This window comes from Alcanivorax sp., from assembly GCF_040119285.1.
Classification (GTDB): domain Bacteria; phylum Pseudomonadota; class Gammaproteobacteria; order Pseudomonadales; family Alcanivoracaceae; genus Alcanivorax.
In genome coordinates this window covers 12,771-34,744 of sequence record NZ_JBEDTY010000021.1, presented here as the reverse complement: position 1 = coordinate 34,744, position 21,974 = coordinate 12,771, and the positions used below count along the sequence as shown (strand labels likewise).

The following is a 21,974-nucleotide window of genomic DNA, read 5'->3' as shown; positions in this document are numbered from 1 at the left end:
CATGTCAGACAGGAAAATAGCACTGGTTACCGGCGCTAGCCGGGGCATCGGCCGGGCGATTGCCGAACAACTGATTGCGGATGGTTTTTTTGTGGTTGGCACGGCCACCACCGACAAAGGCGCCGCCGCCATTGGCGATGCGCTGGGCGAGAACGGTGCCGGCAAGAGGCTAGATGTGGCAGACAAGGCGTCGGTGGATGCCACCCTCAAGAGTATCAACGAAGAATTCGGCGCTCCTTTGGTATTGGTGAATAACGCGGGTATTACCCGCGACAACATCATGTTACGGATGAAGGAAGATGAATGGGATGATGTGATCAATACTAATCTCAATTCCCTTTATCGTGTGAGCAAGGCATGCTTGAAAGGCATGACGAAAGCGCGTTGGGGCCGGATTATCAATATTAGCTCGGTGGTCGGCACCATGGGTAACGCAGGGCAAGCCAATTACGCGGCCGCTAAAGGCGGCGTAGAAGGTTTCTCAAGGGCATTGGCCCGCGAGCTTGGCTCACGTAACATTACGGTGAATTCTGTTGCGCCGGGCTTTATTCAGACGGACATGACAGAGGCGTTGCCAGAAGCCCAGAAAGAGGCCCTGTTGCAGGGAATCCCCTTGGGCCGCTTGGGGCAGCCGGCAGAAATTGCCAGTGCGGTTGCCTGGTTGGCCAGTGATGGCGGTGGTTACGTAACCGGAACCACTTTGCACGTCAATGGGGGCATGTTTACCGGATAGCTCAAAAAGTGGGCGTCCGAACGTTTCTGGGAAAGCTGTCTAGTTGACTGTTTTTACAGAAGAAAATATTTGGAAAAACTTCAAGGAAAGGCATCCGCCCAGTCGGCTTGCAAGCGCAAACAGCGTTCACCTAGAATAGCCGCTGACAGGTGCTAGCACACCATTAATCAGGAGAGTAATACGATCATGAGCAGCATCGAAGAACGCGTAAACAAAATCATCGTTGAGCAACTGGGTGTTAAGCCGGAAGACGTAAAATCAGAAGCGTCCTTCGTTGAAGATCTGGGTGCAGACTCCCTGGACACCGTTGAGCTGGTGATGGCCTTGGAAGAAGAATTTGAAACCGAAATTCCGGATGAGGAAGCTGAGAAAATCAGCACCGTCCAATCCGCTGTGGATTACATTAAAGCTCACAGCTGAGTTCGGTTGATCGAATAACAGAAAAGCCGCAGGTTCAATGAGCTTGCGGCTTTTTTGTGGCCAGAAGATGCGAGGCGGCAAGTGACGTTTTCTTACATTACGGCAGCCAGTTACTGTGCTGCTTATAGTAATCTTGTCGCATCAAGGCCGTTGACGCCAAAATAATGGATTTGGGAGGTATCGGTGACGTCACGTCGAGTCGTTATTACAGGGTTGGGAATGCTTACGCCGCTGGGAGCTGATGTCGCTTCTACTTGGGAAGGTATCAAAGCGGGTAAAAGTGGTATTCGCAATATTGAGCACTTTGATACGGAGCCCTTTGCTACCCGTTTTGCTGGCCTGGTGCCTGAATTTGATATTTCCGAATACCTGTCTCCCAAAGATGCTCGCAAGATGGACCTTTTTGTGCAGTACGGCTTGGTGGCGGCGATTCAGGCAGTGCGCGATGCGGGCCTGGACATGGAAAAAGAAAACGCCGAGCGCGTGGGTGCAGCCTTCGGCTCAGGCATTGGTGGCCTCACCAATATCGAAGACAACCATCGCAAGCTGCTTGATTCCGGCCCGCGTAAGCTGTCGCCGTTCTTTGTGCCCGGTACTATCATCAACATGATCGCGGGTAACCTGGCCATCATGTACGGCATGAAAGGGCCGAACTTTGCCACGGTAACGGCATGTACCACCGGGACCCATAACATTGGTTTCGCCGCCCAGCAGATCACCCTGGGGCAGGCAGATGTCATGGTTGCCGGCGGTGCCGAAAAAGCGTCTTCCCCCTTGGGGGTAGGCGGCTTTGCTGCGGCCCGTGCATTGTCTACCCGCAATGATGACCCGCAGGCGGCCAGCCGCCCTTGGGACAAAGATCGCGATGGTTTCGTGCTTGCCGATGGCGCCGGTGCGGTTGTGCTGGAAGAGTACGAGCATGCCAAGGCCCGTGGTGCCACCATCTATGCGGAGTTGGTAGGTTTTGGCATGAGTGATGATGCGTACCATATTACCTCTCCGGCGGAAGGCGGTGACGGTGCCAGGCGTGCCATGGGCAATGCCCTGCGAAATGCTGGCGTTGAGCCGGAGCAGGTTGATTACATCAATGCTCACGGCACCTCCACGCAAATGGGCGATTTGGCCGAAGCGATGGCGGTAAAAACCCTGTTTGGCGATCATGCCTACAAGTTAGCGGTGAGTTCGACTAAATCCATGGTCGGGCATTTGTTGGGCGCGGCGGGGGCAGTGGAAGCAATTTTCTCTATTTTGGCCATGCGTGATTCGGTTGCTCCGCCTACCATCAACCTGGATAACCCGGATGAAGGGTGTGATTTGAACTTCGTGGCAAACCAGGCTCAGGAGCGCACCATTAACTACGCGCTGTCCAACTCGTTTGGCTTTGGCGGCACTAACGGCACCTTGCTGTTCAAGAAGGTGTAGTGTCGCTGGATCCCCGTGATCGCGGTCTCGCCTACGGCGACGGTATGTTTGAAACCGTGCGGGTGGCTGCCTCCGGCGAGGTACCATTGTGGGCGCGCCATCGTGCCCGCTTGTATGGTGGGCTACAAACGCTGGGTATCGCGCCACCCTCTGAGTCCCGATTACAGAGGGCACTGGATGCTGGCGTTGCGGCGCTAGGTGGCGAGCCGGGGGTGGTCAAGCTCACGGTTACTCGTGGCGTCGGCGGCAGAGGCTATTTGCCACCGGCATCGGCGCAGCCTACGGTGCTGTGGCAGACTGGCGCTTTGCCAGAGTGGTCTGAGCGACAACGCCGTGACGGGTTGGCACTGGGACTGTGCCAGACTCCCCTGTATCCTGATCCGTTAGCGGGCTACAAACACCTGAACCGCCTTGCGCAGGTGATGGCTCGCCGTGAAGTGGCTCAGCAAGGCTGGGACGAAGGATTGTTACTCAGCACCCGCCGTCAGCCCCTGGAAGCCACCTCCATGAATCTCTTTGCCCGTTTCGCCGATCACTGGTGGATACCGGATCTGGCGGCCGCCGGCGCAGGTGTGGACGGTGTGATGAGAGCTCATGTGCGCGATACTTTCTGCTATCGCAGTGAAAAAGTCGTCTGCGATCTGCGGCCACTGTCACAGCTGCGTACCGCCGAAGGCCTGTTTCTGTGCAACAGTGTTGTCGGCGTGCTTGCAGTGCGTAAACTGGCGCAATGGCATTGGCCGGTGTTGGCATCGGTCCGGGAACTGCAACAGTCGACAGAAACCTTTTTGGCCGGCTCACTGAAGGGCTAATAACCCCACTATGCGTAAAAAAATCCGTATTTTTGGACTGCTGGTTGTTCTATTTGTGGCAGCTGTTCCCATGGCGGGGGCGTGGGTCAGCAGCTATCTGCATCGCCCGTTACCGGTTTCTAAAATATTGACGGTGGAGGTGACCAAAGGCGCCGGGCTGAGCCGTGTGCTCTACACCCTCAAACGTGACGGCATTCTGGGTGAGGGACTTGAAGCCCGGTTTCGCCGAGTGGGGGCACGAATCTACTCCGCTTTCACCGGCATGGATGGCCGCATGCATGTGGGTGAATATCAACTCAAACCCGGTGATTCGCTGTTGGCGCTGCTGGAAAAGATCGATCGGGGCGATGTGCTGCAACGCAGCCTGACGATAGTGGAAGGCTGGAATTTCCGCGAACTGCGTGCTCGGTTGGCGTCCCTGAAAACGCTTGAGCATCGGCTGGAAGGGCTGACAGGCGAACAAGTGATGACGAAATTGGGCCGCCCGGACTTACATCCGGAAGGTTGGTTTGCACCGGAAACCTATTTTTATACCCGTGGCACTTCAGACTTGACTATCCTCGCCCGGGCGCTGGAGCGACAGGAGCGTATTCTGGACACTGCCTGGCAGCAACGGGCGAAGAATTTACCTTATGAAACACCTTATGAAGCGCTGATTATGGCGTCTATCGTTGAACGGGAAACCGGCGTGCCTGAAGAACGCCCGGAAATTGCCGGTGTATTTACCAACCGTTTGAACAAGGGGATGCGCTTGCAAACCGATCCCACCGTGATTTACGGCATGGGTGAAGCGTATAACGGAAACATTCGCCGTTCCGACCTGCGTCGTGCGACACCGTATAATACCTATGTGATTCGAGGTTTGCCGCCGACCCCCATCGCCATGCCCGGCCATGAAGCAATTTTCGCGACGGTAAAGCCGGCGACAACAGAATCCTTGTATTTTGTAGCCCGCGGTGATGGCAGCCATTACTTTTCCAAGACCTTGGTTCAACACCAAAGGGCGGTGCGTGAATACCAATTGCGACGTCGGGAAGGCTATCGGTCTTCGCCCGGAGGAGGGCAATGAGCGGCCGCTTCATCACTTTGGAAGGGGGCGAAGGTGCCGGCAAGAGCAGCAACCTGGAGTGGTTGGCAGAGACGCTTCGCGCCGCAGGCAAAACGGTAACGGTTAGCCGAGAGCCCGGTGGTACGGCGCTGGCGGAGTCGATTCGCAAGGTGCTGCTAGCCCCCTGTGACGAAGCCATGGCCGACGATACCGAATTACTGCTGGTCTTTGCTGCACGGGCGCAACATCTCGAACAAAAGATTCGTCCGGCACTAACGCGCGGCGAATGGGTTTTGTGTGACCGCTTTGTGGATGCCACCTGGGCTTATCAGGGAGCAGGCCGGGGGCTTGATAACGGCGCCATTGCCGAGCTGGAAGCCCTGGTTATTCGAGATACCCGCCCGGATATGACTGTGCTGTTCGATGTGCCGGTGGACGTGGGTATGGCACGGGCTGGCAAACGCGCCGCGCTGGACCGTATTGAGCAGGAAGATAGCGCTTTTTTTGAACGCATCCGTCAGTGTTACCTGGCCCGGGCTGCCCAGGAGCCCAACCGGTTTCGCACGGTAGACGCTAGCCAGCCGCTGGAATCGGTACAGCACCAACTGACCCGGATAGTCGAGGAGATGCTGGCATGGCCGTAACCGGTGCAAAAGTGCAGGTGCCTTGCCCCTGGCATGGAGATGCCATGGCGCAGCTGCTGGATCAGCACGCCCAGGGGCGGTTGCCTCATGCCCTTTTGCTGACCGGAGCGAAAGGCATTGGCAAGTTGCGGCTAGCGGAATCTTTGGCGCAAACATTGTTATGTGAGAAGCCCTCTGCTGGTTTGCCCTGTGGCCACTGCCAGGGTTGCCAGCTCAGCACCGCAGGCACCCACCCGGATTTGCATCGCCTTAGTCCAGAAGAGAAAAGTAAAACCATCAAGATTGATCAGGTGCGCAAGTTGGTAGGGTTTGCCACCCGCACCGCCCAATACAGCGGTTACCGCGTGGCGATTATTTACCCCGCCGAAGCCCTCAACCGCAATGCCCAGAATGCCTTGTTGAAAACCCTCGAAGAGCCAGGTGCGCAAACGTTGTTATTGCTGATCAGTGACCAGCCGACCCTGTTGTTGCCGACCATTCGCAGCCGTTGCCAGCAGCGTACCTTGCCGCTACCGGCACGGGAGCAGGCGCTACAATGGTTACAGACCCAGGTAGGAGAAAGTGCCGCCCCGTTACTGGATGCGGCTCAGGGGGCACCTTTGCAGGCGCTGGCACTGGAACAGGCCGACTGGTTCGCCGACCGGGTCCGGTTACTGGATACCCTGGTCAGCGTGGCAGAAGGGCGGCAATCGGTGGCCCAGGCGTCACCGGTGCTGGCCAAGCATGATCCCACGGAGATGGCGGGGGTGATTTATGGCTGGTTGTCGCGTTGTTTGAATCAGCGCTTTTCAGGCCAGCAAAGTGCGGATGTATCGTTGGCCCCGCTGCTGGATCGCCTTAGCAAGGCGGTGCCGCCGGCACGCCTGTTGCGGGCGGCTCAGCGGGTGCTGGAAGGCCGCCGTGCCTTGCTGTCCGGCGCCAATCCCAACAAGGATTTGCTGTATGAACAGTGGCTGTTGGTGCTGGTGGGCGTTGACGCTGCGGCGGCAGCGCACTAACCTTTAGCAAAGATTAATAATAATTTCGTAAGAGGCTAGTTCATGAAAATGCCTGGCGGTCGTAGTGGCATTCTGTCGCTGTCCATCAAAGACAAAGCGGTGCTGTATTCAGCCTACATGCCGTTCATTACCAATGGCGGCCTGTTTATTCCCACCGACAAACAATACAAACTGGGGGAAGAAATCTTCCTGCTGCTGAACATCATGGACGAAGCCGACAAGATCCCGGTGGCCGGTAAGGTGGTCTGGATTACACCGAAAGGCGCCCAAGGCAACCGAAGTGCGGGGATTGGTGTGCAGTTCTCCGACCAAGATGACACCGCTCGCGTCACCATTGAGAACCATCTGGCCGGTTCACTGGAATCAGATCGCCCTACGCATACGATGTGAGACAAGAGAGGCAACACGGCCCCACGCCCCACGCAACAACACGTTTGTGCCGCCAGGTGCCAGCAAAATCGATGAGTCCGCGGCCATGATTGGGGCGCGAACTCATCCTTTAAGCATGATGAGGTCTTGCCCGCGTGGTCGCGTGTTGCACGAAGCATGCTGCGTATCTGTTACAATTCCCGCCGTTAAAAACGTCGGAGCCTTTCATGTCTGCTGCCACTTTTGTGGATTCCCACTGTCACCTTGATCGCCTGAATCTTGACGCCCATGGTGGCGATTTTGCGGCCATGATGGCGGCCACCGCCAAAGCTGGGGTCAGTCATATGCTGTGCATTGGTGTGGATCTGGAAACCTTTCCACAGGTGCAGGCGCTGGCCGAGGAGCACGATAACGTCTTTGCCAGCGTCGGGGTCCATCCCCTTTACAAGGAATCCCGTGAACCTGCTGTTGCGGAGCTGGTGGAGCGTGCGGCTCACCCTAAGGTTGTCGCTATTGGCGAAACCGGGCTGGATTACTTCTACGCCAAGGAAGAGCGTGAGTGGCAACAACGTTACTTTATTGCCCATATACTGGCCGCTCGTGAAACCGGTCTGCCTCTGGTGGTACACACCCGTGGCGCCAAGGAAGATACCCTTGCGCTGTTGCGAGAGCATGGCGGGGGTGAAGTTCGCGGCGTGCTGCACTGCTTCACTGAAGACCTGGACATGGCGCTGCAGGCCATTGAGCTGGGCTTCTACATTTCCATTTCCGGGATTGTCACGTTTCGCAATGCGGAGGCCTTGCGCGAGTCCGTAAAACAGTTGCCCTTGGAGCGTTTGCTAATCGAAACCGATTCCCCCTGGCTTGCTCCCGTTCCTTTTCGAGGTAAGCCTAATGAGCCGCGCTATGTGGCTCAGGTGGCTGAATGTGTAGCAGAGCTGCAGGGCATCAGCCTGGACGCTCTGGCCGCGGCCACGGCGGATAACTTCTTTTCTCTGTTTAACAAGGCGCAAGCATGAACCTGTATGCAATGGTGGCGCTGGCAGCGCTAGGGGGGGGTGTGGTGGCTGCATTGCTTGCGATGTTGCTGGAACGGCGCCGAGCAGCTAATCGTGAAGCCACACTGGTGGCCGAGAAAAACGCCTTGAGTGAGCCTCTGGCCCAGGTGCCGCTGCTTAAGCAACAGCTGCAAGAACAACAGCAACGCCAGCAGCATACGGACGCGCAGTTACAGCAGTTGGGGGCCGATAGGGCCCGTCTGGAAGAACGGCTGGCTAGCCAGCAGGAAAAATTGGCATTTTCCGAACAAAATCGTAATCAGCTGAAGCAGGAATTTGAAAACCTGTCTGGGAAAGTGCTGGAACAGCGCGGTAAGCAATTGCAGGAACAACACCAGCAGGGCCTCGATGGCATGCTCAAACCTTTCCGTGAGCAGCTGGCAGACTTCCGTCGTCGAGTGGACCAGATTCACAGCGATGAAACTCGTGCTCAAGCGTCCCTTATCGAACAGTTGGGGCATCTGAAAAGCCTGAATCAGCAGATGCATGAAGATGCGCGTAATCTCACCGATGCCCTGAAAGGGCAGGCCAAGACCCAGGGCAATTGGGGTGAGATGATTTTAGAAAGGGTGTTGGAGTCTTCCGGCCTGACCCGGGGCCGTGAATATGACACTCAAGTTACGCTGAAGGATGAGACCGGCCAGAGGCGGTTGCCGGATGCCATTGTACACCTGCCGGAAAACAAGGATGTGGTGATCGACGCCAAGGTATCGTTGGTGGCCTATGAACGGCTTTCTTCTGCCTCCACGGTAGAGGAGCGAGAACAGGCATTGCGCGAGCACCTGACCTCACTGCGCAGCCATATTAAGGGCTTGGATGCGAAGGATTATAGCGGCTTGAAGGGTATTCGCAGCCTGGATTTTGTGCTGCTTTTCATTCCCATCGAGGGGGCGTTCATGGTGGCTATGGAGCAGGACTCCACGCTTTATTCTGACGCTTTTTCTCGCAATATAGTATTGGTCAGCCCAACCACATTGTTGGTGACTTTGCGTACGATTCAGAATATCTGGCGTTATGAGTATCAAAACCAGAATGCATTAGATATTGCTGATCGTGCCGGGAAAATTTGTGACCAAGTATCACTTATCGGTGATTCCATGGGCGATCTGGGTGACAAGATCGGTAAGGCGCAATCCGCGTGGGATACCACTTTCAAGCGTCTCAGTAGTGGCCGTGGCAACCTGTATCGCCAAGCTCAGCAGCTCAAGGAGCTGGGGGCAAAAGCGCGTAGAGCGTTACCGGAACCAAGCGACGATCAGCAAGATGGGATAGGTGTAATGGATCAGTCAGATCGGCAGAATTCACAGTAAAGCATAATATTATTTGCCAAAATGAAAATTACTTCATATAACTTAAGTGCACTTCAACTATGTTTAGCTTGATGGAGGGGGGCGCTAAAGGCGACACAAAGTAGGAGAAAGTGACGAGTTTTTATAGTGAAAATTAAGAGTTTTATGGTGCTATAGTGCTAGTTTTATAATATTAGAACTAGTTCACACGTAATGAAATCGCCTTAGTTAGTATGAGTGCTGTACTCAATCTAACTGAAGGTGGTTTTATGTGTCGTTTGATGTTCGCCCTGCTATTGGTAATGGGCTTGGCACAAGCGGTATCGGCGCTTGACGCTCAGCCTCGAATTGTCGGGGGAAAGGATGTAACAACCATCCGACCGTGGATGGCCGAGGTGGAAGTCAGTCAATCCGGAAACCCCGCCTATGCTGCCACGTTGTGTGGTGGGACCTTGGTGGCCCCGGGCTGGGTGCTGACAGCTGCACATTGTGTGGTGACTCCCAACGGTACCACCTTGCAAGCTGGGCAATTGTTTGTGGCACTGGGAAGTCTGGACCGAACAGAAGCAAATCCCCCTGAACGGTTGTCTGTTTCCGCAGTGCGAATCCATCCGAATTACCGCGCAGCGACCTTCCACAATGATCTGGCGCTGCTGCGGTTGTCTTCCGATAGTCAAGCGACGCCGCTGGATCTGGCTAAATCGCAAATAGTTTCTGCGCTAGCTGGTGGAAGCCACGATGAAGCGCTACAGATAATGGGCTGGGGCTCTACCTCACCCAGCGGCTATGGCCTTTCCAGTTCCCTGCGTGAAGCCAGTGTGGATTATGTGTCCAGCGGGGATTGTTCCAGCCAGTGGGGTAACTTGAGCGGTAATCAGATCTGTGCGGGTGAAATGAACCCCCAGGGGGTTGCACAGGACTCTTGCCGCGGAGATAGTGGCGGGCCGCTGGTTTACGGCGAGCCTGGGCAGCAGTGGCTGGTGGGGATTACCAGCTACGGCCATGAAAAGTGCGCCACGGCCGGTGTTCCAGCGGTATATACCCGCGTGGACCGCTATCTGGGCTGGCTTGAGCAAACTACCTCGGGAAGCCTTGTTGACCTTGAACTCACCGGCAAAACCGCTGATACCTATAACAATCCGGGGGCATCATCGATATTGCGTACTCGCATTACCAACACCAGCCAGCAGACCCAGGCCAACAACGTGGGCCTGCGAATTGCCCATAAAAAAGGACTGACGGTGCGAGTGCCCGGGCTGACCTGTGTTGCTAACACCGGTTATACCGACTGCCGTGGCAGTACCGATCTGGCCTTGGGGCAGCAAACCTCTACTTACAGTATTTCTTTTAGTAGCGACACCAATGCCCGCTGGGCTGATGAAGTTCGTGTTGAGCCGATCAGCAGCGTCTCTCATGATTACTTCGCCAGCCTGGGCGAAAGTTTCAAGCTAGTGTTCAGTAATGAGCCGGATGTGGTGCTCAGTCTGACGACCCAGCGTGGCAATGATGGCCTGGTACAGTTGAATGCCAAAGTCACCAATGTGGCGACGCATCAAGCCGCAGCGCGGGTGCGGGTGGCTTTTTCAGTGCCGTCCGGCTGGCGAGCGACGCAATTGCCAGAGAATTGTTCCGGCGTTTCTGAGATGCAATGTGGATTAGGCGATCTGGCCCCCGGGGAAATGGCATCCCAGACGTTGCTGTTAGAAGGTCAGGGTGACGACAACCTGCTGGTGCGGGTATGGACGGATAATGGTGATTATCCGGCCAGCGATAGCGTCGCCAGTACTCAACCCGCCCAGGCACGCAGCGCGTCCACGGGGGGGAGTGCCAATGGAGGTGACGGTGGCGGCGGCGGCGGTGGAGGTGGCAGTGTGTCTTGGTTGCTGCTGGCGCTGTTATCCGTGGTTTCCGTTCGGCGGCTCAACCAGTGACAAATGGCGCTGGCGTTCTGGCGCCAGCGCACCCTGATTGCCTTTCCAGGGCAGAGCATCAATTCCTTTGGGAACGGCATCCAGCTGGAAAGGTGCCTTGATAATCTCGAAATAGGGGGAGTGGTCAAAGTCCGCAGCGGTAATAGCGCGAGGTTGCAGCCTGAGCAAGCGGGCAGTGGGTTCGCTTTCCTTTACCAACGGCATTACCGGGAACTGCACAAAGCTGAAAGCATCAGCCACCACGGTGCCGCTGAGCGCTTTAATTAATTCACCGGCCCAGCGGCGAAACAGTCCGGCACGCCAGCGCAGGGGCAACAAGCGCCAAGGCAGCAGGGTCATCATGGCTAGCGCTCCCCAGGATTGGGAGCCCCCGGCACCAATACGGCTGATGGCGTAGCGCAGGACATCCTGAGCTTCATTTTCGCTTAGGCCCTGAGCCCGGCATACGCGGATCTGGCGGCCTTCCAGTGCAGACAATGGTTCTACGATAAGCCCCCGTTCCAGGCGGGCATCAATCACCAATTGGGTATCTGGTTCGCAGGGGGTGTAATCTGCGAGCAGGGCTCGCAGGGCAGGGTCGGCTACATCGTGCAGTCGCCCGATGTAGAGCACTGCGCGAGCATAGCGGCTATCACCAATCACCTTGAAAGTCCGGTCTACATTGCTGTGACCCGCCACCAGTAGCACATCACAGGATTTCAGCACCGTGCGCAGGCTTTCCAGGTCGGTGCTGGGCTGGTCTTTGAACTGCTCATCGCGCTGTAAGCGGCGGCAGATCCATTGATAAAAGGCCAGCTGTCGGTTCATGTGTGAGGCTCCGGTATCCATAACGAGGCACGTACGAGATTCAGGAGCTTACAGCAGGCCCAGAGCTTGGTCGATGACCGAATTGGTCGTGTAGAAGTGCGGTGATAAGCGAACGCCGCCGCCCCGTTCAGCACACACTGCTCCGCCTTTTTTCAGGCGTTGGAAGGTCTCGTTGGGAGCTTCGTGTGGCAAAAGGAAGGTCACAATGCCTGCCCGGCGCCCCCTGGCGGTGGGGCTAAGCAATGAAGCCCCTTTACTATGTAGTCCATCAATCAGTCGCTGTACCCGTTCCTGCAGCGCGTTAGCTACCACATCCATCCCGGTGTCTTGAAGTACCGAAAGGGAGGCATTCAGGGCATGGGCGCCAAGCATGTTTGGGCTGCCGCATTCAAAGCGTTTGGCGGTGGTAGCGGGTTGCCAGTCCTTGCGGGTGTAATTGCCCGGATCGGCCACCATGTGCCAGCCGTGCTGGCGCAGGATGAGTTGGTCCTGGACTGCCTGGCGGCAGTAGAACAGGGCGAGCCCCTCCGGGCCAAGCATCCATTTGTGACCATCGGCTACCACAAAATCTGCTTGTACCCGCTCTGCAGAAAACGGTAATGCGCCGAGTATCTGGATGGCGTCCACACAGAACAACGTACCTTGTGCCCGGCAGGCGGCGCCGATGGGGGCCATGTCCATCAGCAGGCCTGAGCCATACTGAACCGCCGACAGTGACACCAGACGAGTACGGGGCCCCATGGCGTCAATGACATTCTGTTCCGGGTTGTCGCCCTCCAGATTCACTTCGATCACGTCGACCCCTTGGTCTGCTAGGGCCTGCCAGGGGATGCGGTTGGAGGGAAATTCCTGATCGCTGATGATAATCTGGTCACCGGCATGCCATTGAAGACCCTGAGCGATAACAGATAACCCTTCTGAGGTGTTCTTCAGCAGGCTGATCTCGTCGGTACTGACGCCTCCCACCAGCCAGGCCAAACGCTCACGTAACTGCTGCTCCACTTTTAGCCAGTGCGGATAATCCCGTGCGCCGATATGTACGTTTTGCCGGGCAAACTCGCTCACCGCCGCTTGAGTGCGCTGAGGCCATGGTGCCACGGCAGCGTGGTTCAGGTAGAGCAAGCCGTCCTGTTGGGGGAATTGTGTTGCAATATCCAGCGGAGAGCTGTCTGCGTTAGCCATGTTGCCTCCATGCGATGGGCGAAAGTGAGCGGTGCTGTACACCATGACGCTATGCTAACCGGCGTTGGGTTTCCATGAACAGTATGGCCACCTTGCGTTTTGAGAGGTTGCAGTGGCGTTAGCGGATAGGCGTGCAAAAGGGAATACGTTAGAATTGCGACTGTTCAGTCCGCTACCAACGTGGGCGCAAGGAGAAATAGATGGGTGATCTGGAAAAAGCCACGCGCAAAGCACAGGAATTTCGTCAGCGAGAACGTGAGATTCTCGATGCCGCTCTGGCCCTTTTTCTGGAAGAAGGTGAAGACCGAGTAACCGTGGAAATGATTGCGGACCGGGTGGGTATCGGCAAAGGGACCATCTACAAGCATTTTGAAACCAAGAACGAAATTTACCTGTTGTTGATGCTGCGCTACGAAGAAGACCTGGCCGGGGTATTCCAACAGATTTCCGACGTGGATAATAAGGAAAAGCTGGCCCGGGAATATTTTCGTTTCCGCATTTCTGATCCTAAGCGATACCAGTTGTTTGATCGGCTGGAAAACAAGGTCATCAAGGACCACGCGCTGCCGGAGTTGGTAGAGAAACTACACAGCATCCGCAAAGCCAACTTTGCTCGGCTCACCGATATTGTGAAGGCGAGAATGGAAGAAGGATCGCTGGAAGAGGTGCCGGCCATCTATCACATTTGCTCTGCTTGGGCACTGGCCCATGGTGCGGCGGCATTGATGGAGTCACCGTTTTACCAAAAACTGATTGATGACAAGGATGACTTTCTCGACTTCCTTATTGAAATTGGTATCCGTATGGGGAACAAAGGACAGCGAGGTTTGCGATGAAACAAGCCGAGGAGCTGCTTACGCTACTGGAAAAAGCAGCCGATGATGAAACCGGCCTGCCGCCGGTGCTTCAATGGAATCCGGAACGTCATGCGGATATCGACATGCGCATCGCCCGGGACGGCACTTGGTTTTATCAGGAGTCGCCTATTGAGCGGGCCAGAATGGTGGCGCTTTTTTCAACTATTCTGTTGCGCGAAAAAGACGATTATTTTCTGATTACCCCGGTGGAAAAATTGCGTATTCAGGTCGATGATGCGCCGTTTGTGGCGACGCAAGTACAGCAAGTAGAAGAGGGTGGCACCACAAAATTAGTGTTTACCACCAATGTGGGCAGCCATGTGGTTGCCGGAGACGACCATCCTCTCTGGGTTAATACCGACAGCGAGACCGGTGAGCCTTCTCCCTACCTGTGTGTGCGTGACAATCTGACGGCATTGATTGGGCGTTCAGCGTTTTATCAGCTGGTCGATTGGGCCGAACAACAGGGCGATATCCTGCAAGTAAGCAGCAATGGCAAAACGTTCTCTCTGGGTAGCTTGGTAGACTAATCGCTGGCCTCTGTTGGTCAGTATTGTCGGGTGAGTCCCGTAGCGTAATTTTATAAGTCCCCTTTCCCTGGCTGATCAGCGAAGTGTTACGCTGATCAGCAACAGCACGGCCAGTACGATAACGGCCCCTTTCCACATTCTTAATTGCTGGGTATTACTGTCTGCCACAGGTTTGTTACTACGAACGGGGCGGCGCAGGGCATCGCGAAACTCTGCTGCATCGGTAAAACGGAGCTTGGGCTGCCGTTGTAGCGCAAGTTGCAGTACGTTGTTAATCCATAGCGGGATAAATGCATTATGGCTTTGCAGCGGTGTAAGGGGCCGGTGTGACGCTTTTTCATAGCGGCCTTGCCAAGGCAGGGTGCCGGTGAGCATTTCATGAATGATCACCGCGATGGAGAATAGGTCGCTTTGCTCGCTTGGAGTGGCGCCTTCTACCAGTTCTGGCGCGCTGTAATGCCTGGTGCCCAGAGGAATACTGGCGGTATTTTGTTCCATGCCACGACAATGGCAGCTGCCAAAATCCACAATGCGCACCAGCCCGTCAGTGTCCACCATAATGTTACCTGGCTTCAGGTCACCATGAATCACATCGGCACGGTGCAGGGCGCGCACCCCGTTGAGTAGTTGATCCGCCAAATACAGCTTTTCTTCAACCGGTGCGTCCGGGTGTTCCCTGAGCCACTGTTGCAGTGTCACACCGTCGATAAATTCCAGGTGTTGGTAAAGGCAGGACGTATTTTCGGGTAGCGGCAAGGCGTGTAATAGATGCGGGTTGCGTAGCCGGTTACCCACCCAGCCTTCCATGACGAAGCGTTCCAGTGCATCACGGTCATCTTCCAGATTGATCGAGGGTGTTTTGAGTACCGAGGCGTTGCCTTCCTTATCTTCCACCAGATAAAGGTGGCTGCGCACGCTGGCGTAAAGCTCACGCTTTACCGTAAAGCCATCAATTTTAATACCGGGGGAAAGCGGAGGGGGAAGGGGCAGGTTACCACGTTGTTTCAGCGTTTCATCGGCGCTGGCGTCCGGTAGCCCGTCGACATGCAGTACCTGACAGCTTACGTTGTCGTCGCTGCCGTTAGCCAGCGCGGCTTGCACCAATGCTCTGGCGGCAAGCTCTGGTTGGTTGGCTTCACGCAGAATGCCTTGCATTCTTGAACGGGCCAGGAAACCGTGTAAACCATCGCTGGACAAGAGATAAATATCGCCCACCTGTAAATCCACACTGCTGTAGTCCACGTCCAGCCGAGTATCCCCTCCCATAGCGCGGGTGAGCACCTGCCGGTTTGCGCCGATTCTGCGGCTGTGATCGCGAGTCAGGCATTCCAGCCTGTTGTGACGCATGCGCCATACGCGGGAATCGCCAACCTGAAAAATGTGCGCGGTGCGCGAGCGCAAAATAAGCAGAGAAAGTGTACACAGGTGGTTGTCGCCAGCCAGTGTCTGGCGGCACAACCAACGGTTCAGGGCTTCCAGTACACGTTGCGCAGAGCGCGGTACGCTCCACAACGTCGGGGTCGCGTAGTAGTCATTGATAAAACCCAGTACACAGGACTCGGCTGCCTCTCGAGCGGCGCCGGCACTGGACAGGCCGTCTGCCAAGGCGGCGACAATGCCTTTGGTACGCAGCAGTGACCCTTCCGGTACCTGCATAGCCAAGGCATCTTGGTTGTGCAGCTTGGGGCCGCTGTCACTGAATTGTCCGATCCGTACACGGGGGTGTAGGTCGGGTTCGGCCATGATGTCGGCGTTGCCAGCGGGGCCGGTGGACACTTCCATTCTTGTGCTCCTATACCGATAGCGTGATGTGAGCGGTGGCCCGGGCGGGCACAGCTTGCCGCTTACCCGGTAACAGATGTGCCTCAACTCACCTTGATGAGCTGCACCTCGCCTTTCTCATCAATTTCTGCAATGTGGCCTTTGGGTTCATCCAGGAATTGTACGGCAGCCAACGCAACGGCGGCGCTGGCGGCAATGACCAGGAAGAAAGTAGAAGGCTCCACGAAGGTCAGCACGGTAAGAAAGATCACCGCACCCGCATTGCCATAGGCGCCTACCATGCCGGCAATTTGGCCGGTGAGGCGACGCTTGATTAGCGGCACCGTGGCGAAGACCGCGCCTTCTCCAGCTTGAACGAAGAAGGAGCAGCACATGGTGGCAATGACGGCCAAGGCGATGGGCCAGGTACCGGAGATCTGGCTCATCAGTCCATAACCTACCATCAACCCGCACAACAGGATGGCCAAAGACTTTTTGCGGCCGAACTTGTCCGATACCCAGCCGCCACCGGGGCGTGCAACCAGATTCATGAACGCATAACCGGATGCCAGCAGGCCAGCGGTAACCGCAGACAAGCTGAACGTATCACTGAAGAAAAGCGGCAGCATGGAAACCACCGCCAGTTCAGAGCCAAATGTCACCATGTAAGACAAGTCGAGAATGGCCACTTGCTTGAAACTGTAGCGATCGTGTTCGGCAACGCCTTCTTTCAAATGGTCGCGATTAACGCGCCAGGCTTGGCCTAACTGCACAATGGCAAGGCTGATAATCAGTGCCGCCAGCAGAATTTGGGTCGTACCCCCGAACAGATCAAGATTGGTTGGCCCAAGGCGCCAGACAATAACCAGCAGGGCAATATAAAGTGGCAGGCTCATCAAGAGATAAAAGAACAGATCTTTTCGCGTGCTGACTTCAAGAGCGCTGGCTTTCTTGGGCTTGAAGTAGGAGGAGCCAGCGGGAGTATTACGGGCGCGCCACAGGAAAAAAATACCGTATAGCAATGCTACCGCACCGGTGCTGGCTACGGCCCAGCGCCAGCCGTTTTCACCCCCAAAAAGCATGGCAATGGTTGGTAAAGTAATGGCTGCCGCTGCAGAACCAAAGTTACCCCAGCCACCATAAACGCCTTCTGCCAGGCCGACTTCCCGCGCAGGGAACCATTCACTAATCAGGCGAATGCCGACCACAAAGCCAGCGCCAACGAAGCCCATAAGCAAACGTGTCACGGCCAATTGTTCAAAGGTAGTGGATAGGGCGAATGCCCAGCAGGGAAAGGCCGCCAGTATCAGCAGCAGACCAAACACCCGGCGTGGCCCGAAGCGATCGACCAGGGAACCGATAACCACACGAGCCGGGATGGTCAATGCCACGTTAAGGATCAACAATGCTTTGACCTGTTCCGCGCTCAAGTCGAAAGCCTCGCGAAGGTGTCCCATTAATGGGGCGTGGGAAAACCACACCACAAAGGTAATAAAGAAGGCAACCCAGCTTAGGTGCAGTAACCGTATACGAGGCTGGGACAGGTTCAACAGGTTCAAGTTTTGAGCGCTCATGAAATCTCCGTGCATGGGCGATTAACGATAAGAGAGTCTGAGCAACTCCTGTGCCATGTGTTTAAGCTCATGTTTTTAATGGGGTATTTCTGAATAGACACAGGCGATCAAACAATGTGTGCGCAAAAGGGGAGCGTTTTTTGGGTCAATACGGTGCACAACGAAGTGCCTTTTTCTCGTGCATCGACGCATTAAAAGAAAGCAGGGTTTCTGCTGTTGCTCGAGCGAAAACAAAATAAGTTCATTTATTTCAATGGGTTAGTTAGTTGGCATAAGGATTGCTGTAGTGGAGGTGTCAGTTACGCACCGCGAGGGTGAGCCTTATGGCAAAGCAACAACTTCTTCTGATCGGCCACGGGATGGTCGGACAACGTTATCTGGAGTCTCTGGTAGCCCTGGGTGGCCGAGAGCACTTTGATATTACGGTACTGTGTGCCGAGCCGCTGCCGGCCTATGACCGAGTAGGGCTGACCAGTTATTTTTCCGGCAAGACCGTCGCCGACCTGTCGCTGGTGCCGGAAGGGTTCTTCGAAGAGCACGGCATCACGCTGAAACTTAACACCAAGGTGAACGCGATTGATCGCGCCGGCAAAACGGTCACCACCAATACGGGTGAAACTCTGTCTTACGACAAGGTCGTGCTGGCCACCGGCTCCTATCCGTTCATTCCGCCGATTCCCGGCAACGACCGCGACAACTGCTTTGTGTACCGCACCATTGACGACCTGGATGCCATGATTGCTGCCAGCAAGAACGGCAAGGTGGGCACCGTAGTCGGTGGGGGTTTGTTGGGCCTGGAAGCGGCCAAGGCGCTTCACGACCTGGGGCTTGAAACGCATGTGGTGGAATTCGCTCCCCGGCTGATGGCGGTGCAGGTGGATGATTTTGGCGGCGGCTTGCTGAAAGACAAGATTCAGGAGCTGGGTGTCACCGTTCACACTAGCACCGGTACACAAGATATTGTCGACGGTGAAACCTGCACTCATCGAATGAACTTCGGTGACGACAAGCATTTGGAAACCGATGTCATTGTTTTCTCCGCCGGGATCCGTCCTCAGGACGAATTGGGTAGGGCTTGTGAGCTGGCCATCGGCGAGCGCGGCGGCATTGTGGTCAATAACCAATGTGTCACTTCCGACGAGCATATTTATGCCATCGGTGAAGTGGCGCTATGGGAAGGACGCATTTTCGGGCTGGTGGCGCCGGGTTACCAGATGGCAGAAGTGGCCGCAGAACATCTGATAGGAAAAGCAGAAAAGCAGTTTGCAGGTGCGGACATGAGCACCAAGCTGAAGCTGATGGGCGTGGATGTGGCATCCATCGGAGATGCTCACGGCAGCACGCCGGGCTGTCGCAGTACCGTGTTTATGGATCAGACGGCGGGGATTTACAAAAAGGCGGTGATCAGTGCGTGTGGCAAAAAACTGCTGGGTGCGGTGTTGGTGGGGGATGCTGCCGACTACGGTAACCTGTTGCAGCTCTGCCTGAACGACATGGATCTTCCCGGTGACCCCTCTGCCTTGGTGGCCCCTGTGTCAGACGGCGCGCCTCTACTGGGTGCAGATGCACTGCCGGATTCAGCGCAGATTTGTTCCTGTAATAATGTCTCCAAGGGAGACCTGTGTGTTGCCATCGATGGTGGCGCCCAGACCGTGGGCGACTTGAAAGCCTGCACCAAGGCATCGGCCACCTGTGGGGGCTGTTCCGCACTGGTGAAACAGGTGCTGGACAGTGAGCTGGAAAAACGCGGTGTGGAAGTAAACAACCATCTCTGCGAGCACTTCCCGTATTCTCGCCAAGAAATTTACCACCTGGTACGCGTCGGTCAGATAACCACGTTTGATGAGTTACTGGAAAAACACGGCAGTGGTGACGGCTGCGAGATCTGTAAGCCTACGGCCGCATCGGTGTTCGCCTCCTGTTGGAATGATTATGTCCTCAACAAACCCCATGCCGGCCTGCAGGACACCAATGATTACTTCTTGGGCAACATGCAGCGCGACGGCACGTATTCCATTGTGCCCCGGGTGGCCGGGGGTGAAATCACTCCGGACAAACTGATTGTGCTGGGCGAGGTAGCCAAGCAATACGATCTCTACACCAAGATTACGGGTGGCCAGCGGGTGGATTTGTTCGGTGCCCGTGTGGAGCAGCTGCCGGAAATCTGGAAGATTCTGGTCGATGCCGGTTTTGAAACCGGGCACGCCTACGGTAAATCCCTGCGCACGGTGAAGTCCTGTGTGGGTTCTACCTGGTGTCGCTACGGGGTGAAAGATTCCGTGGGCACCGCGATCCAAGTGGAGGACCGCTACAAAGGCCTGCGTAGCCCGCACAAGATCAAGATGGCGGTGAGTGGCTGTACCCGCGAATGTGCAGAAGCTCAGAGCAAAGACGTGGGCGTAATTGCCACGGAGAAAGGCTGGAACCTGTATGTGTGCGGTAACGGGGGTATGCGCCCGCGCCATGCGGATCTGTTTGCCTCCGATCTCACCGATGAACAGCTGATTAAAACCATTGATCGTTTCTTGATGTTCTACATCAAAACAGCGGATCGTTTGCAGCGCACCAGTGTCTGGCTGGAAAACCTAGAAGGTGGGTTGGATTACCTGAAAGACGTGATCCTCAACGATTCCTTGGGCATGGGCGATGAGCTTGAAGCACAGATGCAACACGTGATCGAGACATACCAGTGTGAGTGGAAGTCCACCATCGAAGATCCCGAAGCGGTGAAACGTTTCAATCACTTTATCAATGATACCGCTGAAGCGGATGACAACCTGACCTACGTGCGTGAACGTGGCCAGCGACGTCCCGCCTACGAGCATGAACGTATCGAGCTGGTTGAGGAGGCGTAAGCCATGAACAATGCAGTAGCGGTTGAATGGAAAACAATCTGCAGCGTCGACGATGTGTTGCCCGGCACCGGGGTGGGCGTACGCCTGGCCACGGGGCAGGCGGCACTCTTTCGTACCAGGGATGGAAAGTTCTATGCGCTAGACAACATGGACCCGTTTAGCCATGCCAACGTGATTAGCCGGGGCCTGCTGGGCTCGCTGGGTGACAAACGGGTGGTTGCCTCACCCCTCTACAAGCAGCACTTCGATTTGGAAACCGGGCAGTGCATCGAAGACGACAGCGTCAAGCTTAAGGTCTATCCGGTGCGCGTGGTCGGTGATGTGATTGAGCTGGCCACCTCGGCCTGAAGCGAATCGAGAGGGTGATGCAGTAATGAAACGACTGGTTGTAGTGGGTAACGGTATGGCGGCTTGCCGCTTACTGGAAGAGCTGACCCGCCTGGCACCGGATCTGTATCAGATCACGGTGGTGGGGGATGAGCCCTTTGCCGGCTATAGCCGCGTCATGTTGTCCCCCCTGTTGGGTGGTAGCACGGATGAAAATACTATTACCACGCACCCTCACCAGTGGTATCGGGAGCGGAGCATTCGCCTGATCACCGGCACCCCAGTAGTGGCCATTCACCGCCGCCGCCGCCAGGTGGAAACCGCCGCTGGGCACGTACTTGATTATGATCGGCTATTGCTGGCCACAGGGGCGGGGCCACGCCAGTTACCGGTGGACGGCGTTGGCTTGAAAGGCGTTGTCAGTTTTCGTGATCTGTATGACGTTCGGCGCTTGTTGTCGCTTTCGGCGGCGCGGGTGGTGGTGGTCGGCGGCGGTTTTTTAGGGCTGGAAGCGGCAGACGCTTTGGTGAAGCAGGGGCATGACGTCACCTTGGTACACAGCCGTGGGCACCTGCTCAACCAGCAGCTGGATGAGGCCGCTGGCCATCGCTTGCAGAAGGACCTGGAAGCCCGCGGGATCAAGTTCGTGATGCACGCGCGGACCCAGTCAATTGAAGGTTGTTCTGTTCGAAAAAAAGAGGATAAAAAAGGCTCAAGCAGCTACAGCCCCGACCGTGTGGCCGCAGTGCATCTGGCGGATGGCCAGCGTTTGCCGGCGGATTATGTGGTCCAGGCGGTGGGCATTGTGCCGCGGGCAGAGCTGGCCGCTCAGGCTGGCCTGACCGTAAATCAGGGAGTGCGAGTTGACGATACCCTGCAGACCTTTGATCCGGCCATCTACGCTATTGGTGAGTGTGTGGAGCACCGTGAACGTACCTTTGGCTTGGTTGCTCCGCTGTATGAACAGGCCTCGGTCTGCGCTAGCCACTTGGCGGAAATGGGTCATCGTCGTTATCTTTACGCCGACTCTGCCACCCGGCTGAAAATTTCCGGTATCGACCTGGTGTCCTGCGGGGATTTTCTCGGCGAGAAAAAGAATGAAATCGAACAGGGTGAGACACTGCAATTGAGCTTGCCGGACAGTTATCGCCGCTTGCAAATTCGCGATAACCGTGTGGTCGGCATGGTTCTGTATGGCGATGTGTCTGACGCCCCGTTTTTCGAAACGTTATGGCGTGATAGCACTGATATTAGCGCCCTGCGGGAAACCCTGTTGCTGGGTGAGGCGTTCTGCAAGCGCCCCGGTGACAAGGGTGATAATGCAGAGGGAGTGGCGGCGTGAAGGCGGAAGTGGCAG

Annotated in this window: 20 protein-coding genes; 16 read left to right on the top strand and 4 right to left on the bottom strand. The window is 55.9% G+C overall.

From position 1 onward, the window contains the following. Position 1: 1 nt before the first annotated feature. The 11 genes from fabG to ABNH10_RS05815 all read left to right on the top strand — a co-directional run bounded on the left by fabG (position 2) and on the right by ABNH10_RS05815 (position 10,724). Positions 2-733: a 3-oxoacyl-ACP reductase FabG gene (gene fabG / locus ABNH10_RS05865; RefSeq protein ID WP_349385065.1), complete on the top strand. Its 732-nt coding sequence runs from the start codon at positions 2-4 to the stop codon at positions 731-733. 186 nt (positions 734-919) lie between these two features. After that, a complete protein-coding gene (gene acpP / locus ABNH10_RS05860; RefSeq protein WP_007149764.1) occupies positions 920-1,153 on the top strand; it encodes an acyl carrier protein in 234 nt (77 codons plus the stop codon). 183 nt (positions 1,154-1,336) lie between these two features. Beyond that, positions 1,337-2,575, top strand: coding sequence for a beta-ketoacyl-ACP synthase II (fabF, locus tag ABNH10_RS05855; RefSeq protein WP_349385064.1), 1,239 nt, complete (start codon positions 1,337-1,339; stop codon positions 2,573-2,575). Further along, positions 2,575-3,387, top strand: coding sequence for an aminodeoxychorismate lyase (pabC, locus tag ABNH10_RS05850; RefSeq protein ID WP_349385063.1), 813 nt, complete (start codon positions 2,575-2,577; stop codon positions 3,385-3,387). The genes fabF and pabC overlap by 1 nt, the downstream gene beginning before the upstream one ends. Positions 3,388-3,397: 10 nt before the next feature. After that, positions 3,398-4,456 (top strand): endolytic transglycosylase MltG, encoded by a 1,059-nt coding sequence (gene mltG, locus ABNH10_RS05845; RefSeq protein ID WP_349385062.1) that lies wholly within the window; start codon positions 3,398-3,400, stop codon positions 4,454-4,456. After that, positions 4,453-5,079, top strand: a complete 627-nt coding sequence (tmk, locus tag ABNH10_RS05840) for a dTMP kinase (RefSeq protein WP_349385061.1) — start codon at positions 4,453-4,455, stop codon at positions 5,077-5,079. The genes mltG and tmk overlap by 4 nt, the downstream gene beginning before the upstream one ends. Then, positions 5,070-6,077, top strand: a complete 1,008-nt coding sequence (locus ABNH10_RS05835; RefSeq protein WP_349385060.1) for a DNA polymerase III subunit delta' — start codon at positions 5,070-5,072, stop codon at positions 6,075-6,077. The genes tmk and ABNH10_RS05835 overlap by 10 nt, the downstream gene beginning before the upstream one ends. Positions 6,078-6,119: 42 nt before the next feature. Beyond that, a complete protein-coding gene (locus ABNH10_RS05830) occupies positions 6,120-6,467 on the top strand; it encodes a PilZ domain-containing protein (RefSeq protein WP_035233973.1) in 348 nt (115 codons plus the stop codon). Positions 6,468-6,673: 206 nt separating this feature from the next. Next, on the top strand, positions 6,674-7,465 hold the full coding sequence (locus ABNH10_RS05825; RefSeq protein ID WP_349385059.1) for a TatD family hydrolase: 792 nt from the start codon (positions 6,674-6,676) through the stop codon (positions 7,463-7,465). Beyond that, on the top strand, positions 7,462-8,814 hold the full coding sequence (locus ABNH10_RS05820) for a DNA recombination protein RmuC (RefSeq protein WP_349385058.1): 1,353 nt from the start codon (positions 7,462-7,464) through the stop codon (positions 8,812-8,814). Before ABNH10_RS05825 ends, ABNH10_RS05820 begins: the two co-directional genes overlap by 4 nt. A gap of 248 nt (positions 8,815-9,062) precedes the next feature. Then, positions 9,063-10,724, top strand: a complete 1,662-nt coding sequence (locus tag ABNH10_RS05815) for a S1 family peptidase (protein ID WP_349385057.1) — start codon at positions 9,063-9,065, stop codon at positions 10,722-10,724. On the opposite strand, the gene ABNH10_RS05810 is transcribed toward ABNH10_RS05815, so the two are convergent. Both ABNH10_RS05810 and ABNH10_RS05805 read right to left on the bottom strand, forming a co-directional pair. Continuing rightward, positions 10,689-11,531, bottom strand: coding sequence for a hypothetical protein (locus tag ABNH10_RS05810; RefSeq protein WP_349385056.1), 843 nt, complete (start codon positions 11,529-11,531; stop codon positions 10,689-10,691). The genes ABNH10_RS05815 and ABNH10_RS05810 overlap by 36 nt on opposite strands. A 48-nt stretch (positions 11,532-11,579) precedes the next feature. After that, complete coding sequence (locus ABNH10_RS05805) at positions 11,580-12,713, bottom strand: aminotransferase class V-fold PLP-dependent enzyme (protein ID WP_349385055.1); 1,134 nt, start codon at positions 12,711-12,713, stop codon at positions 11,580-11,582. A 200-nt stretch (positions 12,714-12,913) separates the two neighbouring features. Here ABNH10_RS05805 and ABNH10_RS05800 point away from each other — a divergent pair, with 200 nt between their 5' ends. Next, a complete protein-coding gene (locus tag ABNH10_RS05800; protein ID WP_349385054.1) occupies positions 12,914-13,549 on the top strand; it encodes a TetR/AcrR family transcriptional regulator in 636 nt (211 codons plus the stop codon). After that, positions 13,546-14,100: a DUF1285 domain-containing protein gene (locus ABNH10_RS05795; RefSeq protein ID WP_349385053.1), complete on the top strand. Its 555-nt coding sequence runs from the start codon at positions 13,546-13,548 to the stop codon at positions 14,098-14,100. The genes ABNH10_RS05800 and ABNH10_RS05795 overlap by 4 nt, the downstream gene beginning before the upstream one ends. 75 nt (positions 14,101-14,175) lie before the next feature. On the opposite strand, the gene ABNH10_RS05790 is transcribed toward ABNH10_RS05795, so the two are convergent. Both ABNH10_RS05790 and ABNH10_RS05785 read right to left on the bottom strand, forming a co-directional pair. Beyond that, on the bottom strand, positions 14,176-15,882 hold the full coding sequence (locus tag ABNH10_RS05790) for a bifunctional protein-serine/threonine kinase/phosphatase (RefSeq protein WP_349385052.1): 1,707 nt from the start codon (positions 15,880-15,882) through the stop codon (positions 14,176-14,178). 83 nt (positions 15,883-15,965) lie between these two features. Next, complete coding sequence (locus ABNH10_RS05785; protein WP_349385051.1) at positions 15,966-17,435, bottom strand: NarK family nitrate/nitrite MFS transporter; 1,470 nt, start codon at positions 17,433-17,435, stop codon at positions 15,966-15,968. A gap of 323 nt (positions 17,436-17,758) precedes the next feature. Between ABNH10_RS05785 and nirB the strand changes: the two genes are divergently transcribed. From nirB to ABNH10_RS05770, 3 genes are read left to right on the top strand one after another with little or no spacing between them, the layout of a single operon-like run. Beyond that, entirely contained in the window at positions 17,759-20,290 is a 2,532-nt protein-coding gene (gene nirB / locus ABNH10_RS05780) for a nitrite reductase large subunit NirB (protein WP_349385050.1), read from the top strand. Between the two features lie 3 nt (positions 20,291-20,293). Then, on the top strand, positions 20,294-20,638 hold the full coding sequence (nirD, locus tag ABNH10_RS05775) for a nitrite reductase small subunit NirD (protein WP_011588370.1): 345 nt from the start codon (positions 20,294-20,296) through the stop codon (positions 20,636-20,638). A 25-nt stretch (positions 20,639-20,663) separates the two neighbouring features. Further along, the gene (locus ABNH10_RS05770; RefSeq protein ID WP_349385049.1) at positions 20,664-21,959 is read left to right on the top strand and encodes an NAD(P)/FAD-dependent oxidoreductase; all 1,296 of its coding nucleotides are present in this window, start codon (positions 20,664-20,666) and stop codon (positions 21,957-21,959) included. Positions 21,960-21,974: the final 15 nt, after the last annotated feature.